This is a genomic window from Mycobacterium sp. NGS63, from assembly GCF_059812295.1.
The window spans coordinates 550101-565082 of sequence record NZ_JCALCJ010000004.1 but is presented as its reverse complement, the minus strand read 5'-3'; the positions used below and the strand labels follow the sequence as shown (position 1 = coordinate 565082).

Genomic DNA, 14982 nt, shown 5'->3' with positions numbered 1-14982 from the left:
CGATCACGACGGACCATCGGCGGCGGCTGCGTTGGGCGGGGGCGGCGGCCGCCGGAATCGTGGCGGCGGCGGGGTGTTCGGCCCCGGGCGCTTCGCTGGAGAGCGCGCCGGAGGTCGCGGTGGCCGCCATCGACGCCGCCCTGCACGACCCGGTGTGGTCGTATCACGACGGCGCGCTGCTGGGCCTGACCGACGACCACAAGCTGGCCTCGATCGCCTTCGCCGCCCCCCGGACCGCCCACACGCGGCTGTCGGACCCCATGGGCAACGGGCGCAACCTGCAGATCAGCCAGAAGGACGACGGGCACGTCTTCGTGCCGCAACCCGAACGCGGCAAGGTGGCCGTCGTCGACATCGCCAGCCTGAAGCCGGTCGGCGCGTTCGACGCCGGGCCCGCCCCCGCGTACCTCGCCGAGGACGCCGGCATGCGGGTGCTGCTCGCGCTGTCGGCGGACGGCTCGTCGGTGACGCCGGTGGACCAGTACGGTTTTCGCAAACTGCCGACCGCAACCTTCGCCGCGCAGCCCGCCGACACCATCGACGGCGCCAACCGCGGCCGCGAGATCGAATACCACCTGTACGGGCCGTCGGGCATCCGCTACTACAAGGGGCCCTCGTCGCCTCCCGACGAACGCGGCTCGCTGCAGATGGATGTCGCCGCGTGGGCCGGCGACTCGACGTCGGTGGCGCGCAGCTACGTCGCCACCCGCGACGACAACGTGCTCTACGCCGTCGACTCGCGCCGCGGCGGCGAGGGGCTGGAAGTGCTTGCCAAAACGCGGCTTTCGTCGCCGATCCGCTATCTGGGCACCGACGACACCCGCGTGTACGCCGCCACCGACCGCGACGTGACGGTGCTGGAGACCGCCAGCTTCACCGGCTATCCGAGCGGCAGCATCCCGGTGATCCGCACGATCGACTACCGGGCCGGCCTGCCGGCCGGTTCCGTCGCGTCGGCGCCGCTGTCGGGAATGGCGATCGGGCCCAAGCGCGTGTACCTGACGCTGCGCGGTCAGCCCGACGTGATCAGCGTGGCGAAACCGCACCTGTGATGGGAGGTCCGATGAGCGCGGCGATCGGGATCGACGACGACGTGGAGTTCTTGACCGAGCAGATCGAGGCGCTCCGGGAGCTCGGCCGGCTCGACGAGGTGAGCGAAAGCCAGGTCTACGACTTCAGCATCCGGTGGGGCACAGCGCTTTCCGGGCGGCTGCGCCGGCTGGTGCACTACAGCTGCCTCGGCGTGCTCGACGAGGCCGGCGAGGGCCGCTTTCAGTCGCTGTGCGCGGAGCTGCGTTCGGTGTCGGACCTGATCGAGCGGTTCGACGTGGCCCGCCCCCGGTTCAGCGACGCCCCGAGCCACCCCAGGTTGCGCTAGCCTGTTCCGCGCGGGCCCGGTAGGCGATGTCGTCGACTTCGCCCATGTCCTCGTACTCAGTCAGGAAGTCTTTGGCGCCCAACACGATTCCGGTCCGGGGCATCGGACAGTCGGGATTGCGGCACGTCAGCGCGACCATGAAGGCGTCGTCCTCCTCGTTGAGGAACAGGAACCCGAGGTAGAGGGCATGGCCGACGGCGAAGTCCTTGGCGCCGCACCCGGCGCACTGCCCGCCCTTGACGGCCACCAGCTCGAGAACCCGTTCGCACTCAGCGGTTTTCAGGTCGATCAGCTCGGGCCGCACGTTGTCGGTCATGTCAGATCTCCACGTCCTTGTCGTAGTGGACGTTGTCCTCCCGCCAGCCCCCGAGGCCGTGGCCGATGCCGGAATAGTCCTCGACGAACTCGATCTGGTTGATCCACTTGGCCATCTTGAAGCCGACCTGCGTCTCCACCCGCAGCCGCAGCGGGGCACCGTGCTTGATGGGCAGCGGCTTGCCGTTCATCTCGTAGGCCAGCAGCGTCTGCGGCTTGTAGGCGAGCTCGAGGTCCATCACCTCGTAGAACTGGCCCTCCCCCTCCGAACTCGGCTCGTCGCGGCCGTTGTCCTGCATGGTCAAAAAGCAGATGTATTTCGCCTGCGGCAGCGGCCGCACATGGTCGGCGAGCTGGGCCAGCGGCAGTCCGCTCCATTCGCCGATGCTCGTCCAGCCCTGCACGCAGTTGTGCATCACCCGCTGGGACTGCTGATCGGCCAGCGCGCGCAGCGCCTCCAGGTCCAGCGTCACCGGGTTCTCCACCAGGCCGCCCACCCGCAAGCGGTAGTCGACGAAGTTGTGCACGGCCATCACCTTGTATTCGGTGCTGGCCGGCGGCTTGCCGTTGACGCGGTGCTCCTTGGAGATCATCCGCTCGGGGTAGTTCTGCCGCGATTTCAGCGGTCGCAGCAGGATCTTGCGGGCGCGGGTGACGACGGCGCCCAGGACGCGGCGCACCTGGACGGGCCGGCGCAGGCTCCACACCGTCGCCGCGACGTGGATGGCGACGATCGCGGCGATGATCACCAGCGACCAGAAGGTGGCCCACCCGATGTTGCGGACCGACCCGAAGATCATCGACGCGGTGAGCTGTCCCCAACTCCAGAAGAAGACCATCGACAGGTGGATCACGATGAACACCAAAAACGCCACCAGGCCCACGAAGTGCAGGCTGCGCGCCCACTGGCGGCCACCCCACATGCGCACGTACCAGGGGAACGCCGCCTCGATGGCCGGGGACTGGGCGGCGCCGGTCAGGATCTGGAACGGCGCGAGCAGGAAGACCACGCCGGCGTAGGTCAGCTTCTGGATGGCGTCCAGGGGTTCGCCGGGCAACAGCGGCGGCAGGTTGAAGCTCATGTAGGTGACGATGTCGTTCCACGCCTCGGGGAAGATCGACCACGAATACGGCCAGTACCGGTGCCACTGCCCGGTGGAGAACAGCAGGATGTAGTAGGACAACCCGACGAGGATCCAGCCGATCACCGAGAAGAAGTGCCAGTGGCGGCCCATGCCCAGTTTCTTGTGGCCGGGCAGCGAGAACAGTGAGCTGTAATCCTCCTCCTCGTCGAGGGTGTCGTAGAGCTTGTTGGTCGGCATCTCCTTGGTGGTGAAGCGCGCCCACTCCGAGCCCGGCTTGCTGTCGTCGTGCCAATACAGCTTGGGGTGCGTGGACAGGATCTCGACGCCGCTGCGGATCACCAACGTCAAGAACAGCACGTTGAGCCAGTGGTCGACGCGCAACCACACCGGGTAATCGAGCACTGTCATAAATCCCTGCCCCGATCAGTCGTGCCAGTTCTGGTGCTGCGGGTAAGCCACGTTGATGCCGGACAGGACCGTGGTGTGCACCGCGAGGAAGCCGGCCGCCAGCGCCATCGCCATGGTCCCCGGCGCCAGGTCCCATCGGCCGGTCAGCGCCACCAGCCCGGGCAGGCTGACGAACCGGCTGACCAGATAGATGACGAGGAAGACCGTGCACAGCAAGCTGCCGAAATACCAACCACGCTGCGGCACAAGCGGTTTGAAGGCAAACGCCATCGTGACGACCGCGGCCGCGCAGGCGGCCATCAGCACGGCGGCGTAGACCACGAAGTACACCGGCAGGCCCGGTTGGGTGGCCAACAGGTAGACGTGCACGGCGACCACACCCAGGAGAAGCGATGCGCCCAATCCCGTCACCGCCCGCGGCAGGTCGAACGCGACGTAGCCGTTGAGCGTCAGCGGTGGCGAGGAGAAAATCCCCTCCCACGCTTTATGCGACAGTCGCGCAAGAAGACCAGCCACCGCAGCTAGATACCCCGCCGCACCCGCCGACAAACTGGCCCCCGCCCAGCTGTCAGCGCTTCCACAGGTTGCCGTGTGTCGGCAAGAAGCCCAACGGATCTGGCGCTCACGATGGCGGGGTCACCGTCGGATAAGGCGTGTACGTCGGCGCCGCGCTCTTGCCCGCCGACGGGTAGGGCGTTCCCGGATAGGTGCCCGGGTAGGTGGTCGTCGGGTACGTGGAGCTCGGATAGGTGCTGGGGGGAAGGGTGGTCGTCGGGTAGGTGGTCGTCGGGGCGGTGGTCGGCGGCGTCGTGGTCACCGGCGCCTGGGTGGTGACGACCGTCGTGGTGACCGCCGTCGTCACCGGCGGCGGCGACTCGGTCGGCCCGGCATTCGGGGACTCGACCGCGGTGGTGGCCGGCGGCGGCGGGGGTGGCTGCAGCCGGGATGATTCGACCGGCGGGGTCACGTTGCGCACGTTGTCGGTGGGCTTGTTGCCGGTGCCGGCGAGCCGCACGGCCAGCCCCGCGGCCACGAGCAACACCAGGGCGGCCGCGCCGCACGCGCTGACGAGTATCCCCGTGCGCCGGCCCCGCCGCCGCCGCGGTGGTCGCGGTGCCACGTGCGGAGTCGCTGGGACCGCATCGACCCCGCCATGGTCGCCTCCGACGTCGCTTCCCACGTCGCCGTCGTATCCGCCGCCGACGTCGGCGGGTATGGGCACCTCGGCCGACGCGGCCTCCTGCGACCACGCCAGCGCGCGGTAGGTGGCCGATCGGTCGTCGTCGGCGACCGACTGTCCCGCGGCGCTGCGGGCGGAGGCGGCGGCCCACGCCGCCGGGGCCATGGCGGTGGCGGCGGCGACGCCTTCGGTCAGCGCCGACGGCGCCTGCCCCACGCCGGTCGCCGCGTCCGCGGCAGCGGCGGCCGTGGGCGCGCCGGCGGAGGCGCGCATCTGGGCCAGCACCGCGGCGCCGATGGCCGCGCTCAGCCGCGGTTGCGCCGTGGTGACGACCGGGGCTCCCAGCCGCTCCGACAGCACGCTGGTGACCAACGGGATGCAGGCACCGCCGCCGACCGTCGCGATCGCGGCCAGCCCGTCCGCCGGAATCCGGTTGCGCTGCAACACCTCGTGGATGCATTCGACGAAGCGTTGCAGCGGTTCGGCGATGAGCGCTTCGAACTCGCCGCGCGTCAGCCGGACGTCCGCGCCGATGCCGGGAAGGTCGGCCGGGATGACGGTGACCGTCGCCGACGACAGCTGTTCCTTGGCGGTGCGGCACTGCGCCAGCCGGCGGCCCAGCGGGGCCAGCGGCGCGGTGCCGGCGGCGTCGGCGCCGGGATCCGACGCGACGTGTCGCAGGATCATCTGGTCGAGCTGGTTGCCGGAGAACCCGGTGCAGCGCAGGGTCGGCGCGATCTGGCGGAAGTTGGCGGCCGCATCGGTCAGCGTGATGCTGCTGCCGCTCGCGCCGAAGTCGCACAGCACCACGACGCCGTCGTAGGGAAACCCGGGTTGGGCGTACAGCGCCGCCAGCGCGGCCGTGCCGTCGCAGATGAACGCCGGCGGTGCGGCGTCGGGTGCCAGCGCGGGGCAACCGCGCAACGCCGCCCGCAGGGCGCCGACCTGATGCTCGGTCCAATGCCCGGGCACGGCGACGGCGACCGGGGCCGCGGGTCCGGCCGCGCGGGCCATCCCGTCGAGCGCGGCGGCGGCGAGCGCCTCGCCGCGGTGGGCCGACCCGTCGGGCGCGACCAACGGATCGGCGTCGCCGACCCGCTCGACGAATCCGCTCAGCGACAGCCCGGGCTCGTCCAGCGCGGGGTTTTCCTCCGGCGCGCCGACCTCCGGGGGACGGTGACCGAACAGCGTCACCACCGAACTGCGCGACACCGGGGTCCCGCCGGTGCGCGCGGCCACCAGGTTTGCCGTCCCGATCGACAAGCCGAGCGGATCGCTCATCTTTCCCCCATGTCCTTTGATCTTTGGGCGATCCGCACCCGCGCGTGTCGGCGCGGCGGCGGATGAGGGGCAACGGGTCCCCGCGGTTCCGGCGCGCCTGCGCATGGCGTGTTGCCCCGACTCGGCGCTGCTGGTTTAACGCGATGGCCGCCCTGGACGGGGCGTGACGGATCAACCCTGCGGCAGGCTTCCCGGCCGCCGGGGGGTCTAAACGGTCGGCCGGGATCAGCCGGCGCGCGGGCGGCAGCGGGCTACCGGCGTGCCGACGAGCCGGAATTCCTCGCTCTTGTCCAGCTGCGGCTCGACGCCCTCCTGAAACAGGATGATGATGTCCGAGCCGCCGAACTGGAAGTATCCGAATTCTTCTCCCTTGGCCATATGCCGGCCGGGCGTCGCGGTGAGGACGACCGACGACACGTGGGCCATGCCGACCGGGATGACCGCCACGATGCCGAGGTCGCCGCAATCCGACTGCGACGTGTCGAGGGTGACCACGCCGCGCGTCTGGGAGAACTCGTAGCCGCTGCTGGCGCTGTCGCTGGCGGCGAACTCGCCGTCTTCGAGGCCGACCTGCATGAAGACCTTCCCGTTGATCCGGAACGACTCCTTGACCAGACCGGCGACCGGCAGATGGAAGCGGTGGTAGGCGTGCACCGGCAGCATGTAGTGGACGAACGTGCCGCGGGCGAAGCTTTCGGCGTACTGGCTGCCCTCGATGAGTTGCTTGATGTTGCCGTACTTCTCGTTCTTGACGGTGGTGGCCGGGATGCTCGAGTCGTCGGCGATGTCGTAGGAGTGCTGGTATTGGCAGTCGGCCGGGCGGGTCACCACCAGGTTGCTGGTCGGCTCGACGATGGGGCGCAGCCCCCCGTTGATCTCCCTCGCGATGAACTGGTTGGCCGTCAACCAGCCGCTGGGCGCGTTCGGCGCCCCGTCGACCAGGGATTCGTGCATGCGGTACTCCGGCGCGTTGTCGATGAACGACTGCAGCGCTTCGGAGCTGAACGACTCGGGCGAGTCCAGGAAACTTCCCCACTCCCGGGCGAATTCGGTGAGCCAGTCGCGAAAGACATCGGAGCCCTGTGGCGGCTCGTCCCCCTGGTCGACCAGGAAGTAGAAGTGCGACATGCGGTCGCTGACCTCCTGGGCCTGCCGCTTTTCGTTCTTCCACGCGTCGGCGTCCGACTCGTGTGGCACCCACCGGACGAAGCGCTTCAGGTAGGTCTCGTACTCCCCGATGTCGCGGGGCCATTCCAGCGCCTCATACAGTTCGGGGTTCAGCTCGGCGCTGGCCCACTCGCGGGCCTTGGCCAACGACCGCTCGAGTCGGCCGGCGAGCCCCTGTTCCTTGTCGAGGGCGTTGCGGAGTTTTTCGATGACGATGTCGGGCTGGCTCATGTGCGGTCACGTACCCGCGCCGTTGGGGCGCAAACCGGCGCACCCCGGGGCGGGGGGTGCATAACCGTCCGCATTCCGGGGAAGTTTCGACAGGTGAGCGGTGTGGCGGAACGAACCAGGGAAGAGGTCTGGGAGCAGCGCACCCGATGGCTGCTGGCGCTGGTCGCGATGGCGTACCTGGCCATGTACTCCGTCCACGTGCTCGCCCGGCCGCACGGCGTCGAGCCGCGCCTCGTGTGGGCGGCGACCTGGTGCACGTGGGCCCTGTTCGTCGTCGACTACCTGGTGCGCCTGACGCTCGCGTCCGACCGGCTGCACTGGTTTGTCCACCACCTGTTCGACGTGGTCATCGTCGCCCTGCCACTGATGGGGCCGCTGCGCCTGCTGCGGGCGGTGGTGGCCTTCGGAGCTCTGCAGAAGGCGGTGGGCAACGCGGTGCGCGGCCGCATCCTGCTCTACACGCTCAGCGGTGCCGCGCTGTTGATCTATGTCGGGTCGCTGGCCGTCCTCGCCCAAGAGCGCGATCGCCCGGGCGCCACCATCACCTCGTTCGGGAAGGCGCTGTGGTGGGCCATCTCCACCGTGACCACCGTCGGCTACGGCGACGTGTATCCGATCAGCGTCCCCGGGCGGGTGATCGCCGCGGTGCTGATGGTGTGCGGCATCAGCTGGATCGGTGTGGTCACGGGATCGCTGGCGTCGTGGATAGTTCAGGCCGTTTCCGACACCGAGACCGCCCGCTACACGGCCTCCGCCGCCGGCATCGACGACCTCCGCAGGGAAGTCTCGGCGCTGAGAGAGGAGATGCGACGAACCAGCGGGTAATTGGCTGTTTGGGCCACCGGCGAGCGGGTACGACGAACCAATCCGGTCGGTTGCACCGGACACTGCTGGCAGCGGGGTGACTGTCATGGTCGAGCGGCTTCTACCGTGAATGACCCGCCCGACTTCAGCGCGCTCGCCGGCGTGGCCGACGCCGTCCTCTACGAGGGATACCTGCTGTACCCGTATCGCCGCTCGTCGCCAAAGAACAAGGTGCGCTGGCAGTTCGGCGTGCTGGCGCCGCGCGGCTGGCTGCCGGCCGACCGCGCGGCCGACACCAGCGTGGCCGGCTCGGCGGACGCCTGGTACCAACAGACCGAGTGCCTGCTGGAGGCCCCCGAAACGGCGGTGGTCAGCGTGCGGCTGCGATTTCTGCACGTGCACCATCGCAGCGTCGAGCGGGCCCGCGGGGGCCGCGGCTTCGAGCCGGTCGACGCGTTGACCGTCGGCGACCAACGCTTTCTCACCTTCGACGACGCGGTGGCGCGCGAACACGACGTGGTGGCCACCGTGGCCGAGCTGCGCGGCACGCCCCTCGTCGTCGAATTACAGACCCCGGCCGGGGAGGATGTCGAGCTCCTCCCCGGCGGGTCGGGCCGCGTCGTCCGCACCTGCGGGCCGATCTCGGCGCGCATTGCGCTGTCCGTCACCGACGCCGACGCCCCGTTCGGGTTGGCCAAGCTCTCGGTGCGCACCGAAAACCGTGACGACAGCGTCCCGGCCGGGGCGGCGCGCTCAGAAGCGTTGCGGGCGTCCATGATTGGGACCCACACGCTGCTCGGCGTCGACACCGGCGCGTTCGTGTCGCTGCTCGACCCGCCCGAATGGGCCACGCCGGCGGTCAAGGGGTGCCGCAACGTCCACACCTATCCGGTGCTGGGCGGCGACCGCCGCGTGATGCTGTCGTCGCCGATCCTGCTCTACGACCACCCGGCGGTCAGCCCCGAAAGCCCGGGCGACCTGTTCGACGCCGCCGAGATCGACGAGATCCTGTCGCTGCGCACCGGAACGCTCACCGACGAGGAGAAGCGCGAAGCCCGCGCGACCGATCCGCGCGCCGCGGCGATCGTCGACCGCGTCGAGGCGATGCCGCCGGAGATCATGGACCGCCTGCACGGCGCCATTCGTTCCCTGCGGCCGCACCGCGGGCCCGAGGCGAACGCGGTGACCGTCGCCGGCGTCAGGATCGCCAAGGGCAGCCGGGTGCGGCTGCGTCCCCGCCCGCACGGCACCGACGCCCACGACGTCTTCTTGGCAGATCGGCTCGCCGTCGTCGAAGACGTACTGGTCGACACCGACGACCGGTACCAGATCGCGGTCACCCTGACCGACGACCCCGGCGCCGACCTGCACGAGTGGTACCGGCGCTTCTACTACTTCGCTCCCGACGAGGTGGCGCCGGCGGATCGGCCGCCCGAGGGCGGTGAGCGGCAGGAGGAAAGATGGACGCCCTGGAGCTGTTGAACCACGACCACCGCATGGTCGAGCAACTATTCCGCGACTACGAGACCGCGAAGACCGACAAGCAGCGCCGCGGGGTGGTCGACATCCTCATCCGCGAGCTCTCCAAACACGCTGCGCTGGAAGAGCTGATGGTCTACCCGCTGGCCAAACAGGCCTTGCCCGACGGTGACGAGGAGATCGACCACCACCTCGACGAGCACATGAGCGTCAAGAAGACGCTCGTCGCGCTGGACGAGGCCGGCGCTAGCCGCGACGAGACCGAATCGCTGATCGCGTCGTTGCAGAAGGACATCGAGGAACACGTCCAGGACGAGGAAGGCCAGCTGTGGCCGAAGCTGCGCGAGGCCGTCGACTCCGACGCGCTCGTGCAGCTCGGTGAGGTCCTCGACCAAGCCAAACAGGTCGCGCCCACCCGGCCGCACCCCAACGCCCCGACCGAGCCGCCCGCGCTCGCGCTGGCCGCGCCCGTCGCCGCGCTCTACGACCGGCTCCGCGACCGGTTCCAGAAGCGGCCCCAAACCTAGCCGAAAGGACGGACCGATGACGCTGCCAAAAGAAGCCACCCAGCCCAAGCCGCACGGCTTCGACGAGGTCCACATCCTGTGGATATCCGAGGGGATGAGCTGCGATGGGGACACCGTCTCGATCACCGCGTCGTCACAGCCGCCGATCGAGGACGTGGTGACCGGGTTGATCCCCGGGCTGCCAAAAGTCAACCTGTACAACAAGGTTCTGTCCCCCACCCTGGGCGGCGAGGAGTTCCTCAAGCCGTTCCGGGCGGCGGCCCGCGGCGAACTCGAGCCGTTCATCCTGGTGATCGAGGGCTCGATACCCAACCAGAACGTCCTCGAGGAGGGCTACTGGACGTCGTTCGGCAACGACCTGGACACCGGTGAGCCGCTGACCCTGAATTGGTGGATCGACAACCTGGCGCCCAAGGCGTGGGCCGTCGTCGCGGTGGGGACGTGCGCCGCCTACGGCGGCATCCACGCGATGGCGGGCAACCCGACCGGGTCCATGGGGCTGTGCGACTACCTGGGCTGGGATTTCAAATCCACTGGCGCGCTGCCGATCGTGAACATCCCGGGGTGCCCGGTGCAGCCGGAGAACTTCATGGAGACGCTGACCTGGGTGCTCTACCACGCCGCCGGGTCGGCCCCGCCGCCGCCGCTGGACCACATGCTGCGGCCGCAGTGGATCTTCGGCAAGACGGTGCACGAGGGCTGCGACCGGGCCGGCTACTACGAGCAGGGCGACTTCGCCCACGACTACAACTCGCCGAAATGCCAAGTGCACATTGGGTGTTGGGGGCCGGTGGTCAACTGCAACGTGCCCAAGCGGGGCTGGATGTCCGGCGTCGGCGGCTGCCCCAATGTCGGCGGGATCTGCATCGGCTGCACCATGCCCGGCTTCCCGGACAAGTTCATGCCGTTCATGGACGCCCCGCCGGGCGGCAGCTTCTCGTCGATGGTCGTCAAACCCTATGGCGCACTGATCCGCCGGATGCGCGGCATCACCAACCTCGGCGCCAACCGCGAACCCAAGTGGCGCCACAAGAAGGACGCGCTGACCACCGGGTACGACCCGCGCTGGCGTCCGTGAGCAACGACTTTTGAAGAAGGGACCACAGAGATGACGCTCACCGAACCGGCGCAAACCGGCGCCCAAGGCTCGTCGCAGACCATCGAGATGGCGTGGGATCCGATCACCCGGATCATCGGCAACCTCGGCATCTACACCAAGATCAACTTCGGCACCAAGACCGTCGAGCAGTGCCACAGCACCTCGTCGCTGTTCCGCGGCTACTCGGTGTTCATGAAGGGCAAGGACCCCCGCGACGCCGGGTTCATCACCAGCCGCATCTGCGGCATCTGCGGGGACAACCACACCACGTGTTCGATCTACTGCCAGAACATGGCCTACGGGATCGACAATCCGCCGCTGGCCGAGACGATCATCAACCTGGGCGAGGCGGCCGAATACCTGTTCGACCACACCATCTTTCAGGACAACCTGGTGTTCGTCGACTTCTGCGAGGCGATGGTCAAGGACACCAACCCCGGCGTGCTGGCGCAGGCGGAGAACACCGAGGCCCGCAACGCCCATATTCACGGTTACCGCACCATCGCCGACATCATGCGGGCGTTCAACCCGTTCGAGGGCGAGGTGTACAAGCAGGCGCTGCGGGTCAGCCGGACCACCCGGGAGATGTTCTGCATCATGGAGGGCCGCCACGTGCACCCCTCGACGCTGTATCCCGGCGGCGTCGGCACCATGCCGTCGCCCACCACGTTCACCGACTACCTGAGCCGGCTGATCGACATCCTGGACTTCGTCAAGCAGGCCGTCGCGATGAACGACGACGTCTTCGACTTCTTCTACGAGGCGTTGCCCGGCTACGAGGAAGTGGGGCGCCGGCGGGTGCTGCTCGGGTGTTGGGGCGCTTGGCAGGACGCGTTTTCGGTCGACTACCGCTACGAGCACATGACGGACTGGGGCCGCAAGATGTTCGTCACGCCGGGCGTCGTGGTCGACGGCAAGCTGGTCACCAACGACCTGGTCGACATCAACCTGGGGATCCGGATCCTGTTGGGCAGTTCGTATTACGAGGACTGGGTCAACGAGGAGCCGTTCGTGACGCACGACCCGTTGGGCAACCCGGTGGACATCCGCCACCCGTGGAACCAGACGACGCTGCCGGACCCGCAGAAGCGGGACTTCAACGACAAGTACAGCTGGGTGATGAGCCCGCGGTGGTTCGACAAGGACAGCGGCGAGCACCTGGCGCTGGACACCGGCGGCGGTCCGTTCGCCCGGCTGTACAGCACGGCGCTGTCCGGGCTCGTCGACACCCCGTACGTGAAGGCCACCGGGCACAGCGTGCGGATCTCGCTGCCGAGGAGCCGCAACCTGCCCGAGACGACGCTGGAGTGGAAGATCCCGCAGTGGTCCAATGCGATCGAGCGCGACCGGGCCAGGGCGTACTTCATCGCCTATGCGGCGGCGATGGCGTTCTTCTTCGCCGAGCGGGCGATGGAGATGGTGCGCGCCGGAGACACCAAGATCTTCAACAACTTCGAGGTGCCGCACGACAAGGCGATCGGCTGCGGATTCCACGAGGCGGTGCGCGGGGTGCTCTCCCACCACATGGTGATCGACAAGGGCGTCATCGCCAACTACCACCCCTACCCGCCGACCCCGTGGAACGGCAGCCCCCGTGACTCGTTCGGAACGCCCGGCCCCTACGAGGACGCCGTGCAGAACATGCCGATCTTCGAGGAGAACGGCCCGGACGACTTCCGGGGCGTCGACATCATGCGGGCGGTGCGCAGCTTCGACCCCTGCCTGCCGTGCGGTGTGCACATGTATGTCGGCGGCGGGCGCACCATCAAGAAGACCCATTCGCCGACCCAGTACCTCGGATCATGACCGAACCCGACGAGCAGGTGCGCCGGGAGCTGACCCGGCTCGACGAGCTGCTCGGCGAACTCGAGGAGACACCGGGCCCGGCCGGAGACATTGCGCGGGAGGCGCTTTCGGCGCTGGCCCGGGTCTACGGCGAGGCGCTGGCGCGCGCCCTCGGGTGCGTGGCCGCCACGCCGCAGGCGCGCGCCGCGTTCCTGGCCGACGAGCTGCTGGGGCACCTGTTGGTGTTGCACGATATCCATCCCGAGCCGGTCGCCGATCGCGTCGCGCGGGCCCTGCGCGAGGTGTCCGAAGCGGTCGAGGACCGCGGCGGCACCGTCGAATTGGTGGGGATCGACGGTGGCGTCGCCACCGTGCGGCTGAGCAAGCGCGGCTGCGGCTCGTCGATCGCCGGGCTCGACGAGGTGGTGCGCGAGGAGGTGCTGGCGCTGGCGCCGGAGCTATCCGGCGTCGAGGTGGTGTCGGGCGCGGCGCGCGGCGCCGCCCGCGAGGCCGCGTTCATCCCGCTGGACACGATGATGGCCCGACCGCGCGGGGTGCACGCGTGACGCTGGATGCCTTGCGCCGCACCATTCATCGGCCGCCGCAAACGGTGGACGCATCCCAGCACTGCCAGTTGTGCGACGCGCCCATCGGCGAGGTGCACCGGCACATGCTCGACGAGCACGACGGCAACGTGCTGTGCGTGTGCCGCGGGTGCCGGCTGCTTTTCCAGCGCGACGCGGCCGGGCGCGGGCACTACCGGCTCATCCCCGAGCGCCGGCGGAGACTGCCGGCGTTCGACACCACCGGCCTGGGCGTGCCGGTCGGCCTGGCGTTCTTCGTCTGCCGACCCGGCGGGGCGGTGGTCGCGCACTATCCCAGCCGGGCCGGCGTCACCCAGTGGGAGGTGGACGGCGCGGCGTGGCGGGCCGTGCAGGACGAGCGCCCCGAGATCCGCGACCTCGCCGCGGGTGTCGAGGCGGTGCTGGTCAACACCACCCGTGACGCCGCCGAACACTGGATCGTGCCGATCGACGACTGCTACCGGCTGGTGGCGGTGATCCGGCGCGAATGGCGCGGCCTGTCGGGCGGCAGCCGGGTGTGGCCCGCGATCGACCAGTTCTTCGGAGAGCTACACGAAAAGCCGCACGACAGAAGGGAATTGGTATGAGCAAGATACGAGTGGGCAAGTCGCGGGCCAAGCCCACGACGGGCTCGCATTCGTGGCGGGTCCAGCAGGGCAACCAGGGGCCGTACACCAGGAACGTCGGCCACAACAAGGACGGCACCGCCGACGCGCGCCGCTCCACCGGCGTGCACCCGAAGAAACACAACGCAATGCTGCCCATCATGCCCAACCTGCCGCCCGGATGATCGCCATGAACGCAACCGACGCAGTGCACGTCTCCATTCCGATGACCGTCGTCTACGCGGTGCTCGGCGTCCTGGGCCTGGGCGCGCTGGCCTTCGCGTGGCGAGAAGCGCCCGCCATCATCCGCTACATCAAGAGCGAATCGATCTGAACCCGTTCAGGATCCCCGGTTTTCGCCGAGCTCGTCGACGATCGCGCTGCCGGACGGGTTGTCGCCCTCGGTGTCGTCGGCGATGGTGACCGACGCGGCGACCTGGGCGATGTTGTTGTAGGTCTCCGGCGGGATCGCCCGCAGCGCGTGGACGGTCTCGTCGTCGCCGCCGTTGCGGCCGGCGGCGTCGAGCAGGTCCTGCTTGCTTGCCGGGAAATCCACGTCATTGAGACATTGTCGAAGCCGGCTACGAGTGGTGGATGCGACCATGGCTGTCGGGGTGCCCAGGGGATGGCGGCTCAAACTTCACCGGCCGCGCCGCCGGCGGTTCTCCTTTTTGATCGCGTCGACCAACTCCGATTTCGTCATCGTCGACCGGCCGCACACGTCGAGACGGCGTGCCACGTCGAGCAGGTGCCGCTTGCTGGCGTTGGCGTCGACGCCCTCGGCCGATTCGCCGGTGTTGCGCAGCCCGCCGCGCTCGGCGCGCTCGTCCGACGGGCCCGGTTGCTCCTTGGGCTCCCAATGGTCGCCGACCTTTTCGAAGCTGTGCTTGACCGCGGCGTAGGCCACCCGGTGGGCGCGCTCCTCGCTGCCGTACTGTTCGGCCGCCGAGTCGTGCGCCTTGGCGAACGTGCGCTGGGCCTTGTCGTCGGAACGCCGCAGGGTGCTGGGCAGCTCGCTTTGTTTCGCGTCTCCCTTTTTCGTCGTCTTGGGCAC

At 69.0% G+C, this 14982-nt stretch carries 18 protein-coding genes; 11 read left to right on the top strand and 7 right to left on the bottom strand.

Features of this window, described 5'->3' with window-relative positions; genetic code table 11:
• The first annotated feature begins 2 nt into the window (after positions 1-2).
• Together AC5Y4Z_RS13340 and AC5Y4Z_RS13335 are read left to right on the top strand one after the other, a co-directional pair.
• Positions 3-1052 (top strand): hypothetical protein, encoded by a 1050-nt coding sequence (locus AC5Y4Z_RS13340; protein WP_499964827.1) that lies wholly within the window; start codon positions 3-5, stop codon positions 1050-1052.
• A gap of 11 nt (positions 1053-1063) precedes the next feature.
• Positions 1064-1378 carry a hypothetical protein gene (locus tag AC5Y4Z_RS13335; protein WP_499964408.1) on the top strand — a complete coding sequence of 105 codons (315 nt, stop codon included), beginning with the start codon at positions 1064-1066 and terminating at the stop codon, positions 1376-1378.
• On the opposite strand, the gene AC5Y4Z_RS13330 is transcribed toward AC5Y4Z_RS13335, so the two are convergent.
• From AC5Y4Z_RS13330 to AC5Y4Z_RS13310, 5 genes are all read right to left on the bottom strand, one after another.
• Positions 1344-1694: a hypothetical protein gene (locus tag AC5Y4Z_RS13330; protein WP_499964406.1), complete on the bottom strand. Its 351-nt coding sequence runs from the start codon at positions 1692-1694 to the stop codon at positions 1344-1346. The two genes, AC5Y4Z_RS13335 and AC5Y4Z_RS13330, sit on opposite strands and share 35 nt — an antisense overlap.
• 1 nt (position 1695) lies before the next feature.
• Complete coding sequence (locus tag AC5Y4Z_RS13325) at positions 1696-3186, bottom strand: molybdopterin-dependent oxidoreductase (protein WP_499964404.1); 1491 nt, start codon at positions 3184-3186, stop codon at positions 1696-1698.
• A 15-nt stretch (positions 3187-3201) separates the two neighbouring features.
• Entirely contained in the window at positions 3202-3702 is a 501-nt protein-coding gene (locus tag AC5Y4Z_RS13320; protein ID WP_499964402.1) for an oxidoreductase, read from the bottom strand.
• 106 nt (positions 3703-3808) lie between these two features.
• Entirely contained in the window at positions 3809-5647 is a 1839-nt protein-coding gene (locus tag AC5Y4Z_RS13315) for an Hsp70 family protein (RefSeq protein WP_499964400.1), read from the bottom strand.
• A gap of 225 nt (positions 5648-5872) precedes the next feature.
• On the bottom strand, positions 5873-7045 hold the full coding sequence (locus AC5Y4Z_RS13310) for a phosphatidylserine decarboxylase (protein WP_499964398.1): 1173 nt from the start codon (positions 7043-7045) through the stop codon (positions 5873-5875).
• Between the two features lie 102 nt (positions 7046-7147).
• On the opposite strand from AC5Y4Z_RS13310, the gene AC5Y4Z_RS13305 reads away from it, so the two are divergent.
• From AC5Y4Z_RS13305 to AC5Y4Z_RS13265, 9 genes are all read left to right on the top strand, one after another.
• On the top strand, positions 7148-7870 hold the full coding sequence (locus tag AC5Y4Z_RS13305) for a potassium channel family protein (protein WP_499964825.1): 723 nt from the start codon (positions 7148-7150) through the stop codon (positions 7868-7870).
• A 105-nt stretch (positions 7871-7975) separates the two neighbouring features.
• On the top strand, positions 7976-9331 hold the full coding sequence (locus AC5Y4Z_RS13300; protein WP_499964396.1) for a hypothetical protein: 1356 nt from the start codon (positions 7976-7978) through the stop codon (positions 9329-9331).
• Positions 9310-9855, top strand: coding sequence for a hemerythrin domain-containing protein (locus AC5Y4Z_RS13295; RefSeq protein WP_499964392.1), 546 nt, complete (start codon positions 9310-9312; stop codon positions 9853-9855). Before AC5Y4Z_RS13300 ends, AC5Y4Z_RS13295 begins: the two co-directional genes overlap by 22 nt.
• Positions 9856-9871: 16 nt before the next feature.
• On the top strand, positions 9872-10933 hold the full coding sequence (locus AC5Y4Z_RS13290; protein WP_499964388.1) for an NADH-quinone oxidoreductase subunit B family protein: 1062 nt from the start codon (positions 9872-9874) through the stop codon (positions 10931-10933).
• 30 nt (positions 10934-10963) lie between these two features.
• Positions 10964-12760, top strand: a complete 1797-nt coding sequence (locus AC5Y4Z_RS13285; protein WP_499964386.1) for a nickel-dependent hydrogenase large subunit — start codon at positions 10964-10966, stop codon at positions 12758-12760.
• Positions 12757-13305, top strand: a complete 549-nt coding sequence (locus tag AC5Y4Z_RS13280; protein WP_499964383.1) for a NifU-related iron-sulfur-binding protein — start codon at positions 12757-12759, stop codon at positions 13303-13305. Before AC5Y4Z_RS13285 ends, AC5Y4Z_RS13280 begins: the two co-directional genes overlap by 4 nt.
• A complete protein-coding gene (locus AC5Y4Z_RS13275) occupies positions 13302-13910 on the top strand; it encodes a DUF5947 family protein (protein WP_499964381.1) in 609 nt (202 codons plus the stop codon). Before AC5Y4Z_RS13280 ends, AC5Y4Z_RS13275 begins: the two co-directional genes overlap by 4 nt.
• On the top strand, positions 13907-14113 hold the full coding sequence (locus tag AC5Y4Z_RS13270; RefSeq protein ID WP_499964378.1) for a hypothetical protein: 207 nt from the start codon (positions 13907-13909) through the stop codon (positions 14111-14113). Before AC5Y4Z_RS13275 ends, AC5Y4Z_RS13270 begins: the two co-directional genes overlap by 4 nt.
• Positions 14114-14118: 5 nt before the next feature.
• Positions 14119-14262 carry a hypothetical protein gene (locus AC5Y4Z_RS13265; protein ID WP_499964376.1) on the top strand — a complete coding sequence of 48 codons (144 nt, stop codon included), beginning with the start codon at positions 14119-14121 and terminating at the stop codon, positions 14260-14262.
• A gap of 6 nt (positions 14263-14268) precedes the next feature.
• Here the strand turns inward: AC5Y4Z_RS13265 and AC5Y4Z_RS13260 are convergent, their stop codons facing one another.
• Together AC5Y4Z_RS13260 and AC5Y4Z_RS13255 are read right to left on the bottom strand one after the other, a co-directional pair.
• Positions 14269-14532 (bottom strand): DUF2795 domain-containing protein, encoded by a 264-nt coding sequence (locus AC5Y4Z_RS13260; RefSeq protein WP_499964374.1) that lies wholly within the window; start codon positions 14530-14532, stop codon positions 14269-14271.
• A gap of 36 nt (positions 14533-14568) precedes the next feature.
• Entirely contained in the window at positions 14569-14982 is a 414-nt protein-coding gene (locus AC5Y4Z_RS13255; protein WP_499964371.1) for a ChaB family protein, read from the bottom strand.

What these genes read in the sequence shown, in the direction of transcription:
- AC5Y4Z_RS13315 (WP_499964400.1), bottom strand. Translation starts at nt 5,647, where the DNA reads ATGAGCGATCCGCTCGGCTTGTCGATCGGGACGGCAAACCTGGTGGCC.
- AC5Y4Z_RS13265 (WP_499964376.1), top strand. Translation starts at nt 14,119, where the DNA reads ATGAACGCAACCGACGCAGTGCACGTCTCCATTCCGATGACCGTCGTC.
- AC5Y4Z_RS13285 (WP_499964386.1), top strand. Translation starts at nt 10,964, where the DNA reads ATGACGCTCACCGAACCGGCGCAAACCGGCGCCCAAGGCTCGTCGCAG.
- AC5Y4Z_RS13270 (WP_499964378.1), top strand. Translation starts at nt 13,907, where the DNA reads ATGAGCAAGATACGAGTGGGCAAGTCGCGGGCCAAGCCCACGACGGGC.
- AC5Y4Z_RS13335 (WP_499964408.1), top strand. Translation starts at nt 1,064, where the DNA reads ATGAGCGCGGCGATCGGGATCGACGACGACGTGGAGTTCTTGACCGAG.
- AC5Y4Z_RS13325 (WP_499964404.1), bottom strand. Translation starts at nt 3,186, where the DNA reads ATGACAGTGCTCGATTACCCGGTGTGGTTGCGCGTCGACCACTGGCTC.
- AC5Y4Z_RS13295 (WP_499964392.1), top strand. Translation starts at nt 9,310, where the DNA reads ATGGACGCCCTGGAGCTGTTGAACCACGACCACCGCATGGTCGAGCAA.
- AC5Y4Z_RS13260 (WP_499964374.1), bottom strand. Translation starts at nt 14,532, where the DNA reads ATGGTCGCATCCACCACTCGTAGCCGGCTTCGACAATGTCTCAATGAC.
- AC5Y4Z_RS13290 (WP_499964388.1), top strand. Translation starts at nt 9,872, where the DNA reads ATGACGCTGCCAAAAGAAGCCACCCAGCCCAAGCCGCACGGCTTCGAC.
- AC5Y4Z_RS13310 (WP_499964398.1), bottom strand. Translation starts at nt 7,045, where the DNA reads ATGAGCCAGCCCGACATCGTCATCGAAAAACTCCGCAACGCCCTCGAC.
- AC5Y4Z_RS13330 (WP_499964406.1), bottom strand. Translation starts at nt 1,694, where the DNA reads ATGACCGACAACGTGCGGCCCGAGCTGATCGACCTGAAAACCGCTGAG.
- AC5Y4Z_RS13280 (WP_499964383.1), top strand. Translation starts at nt 12,757, where the DNA reads ATGACCGAACCCGACGAGCAGGTGCGCCGGGAGCTGACCCGGCTCGAC.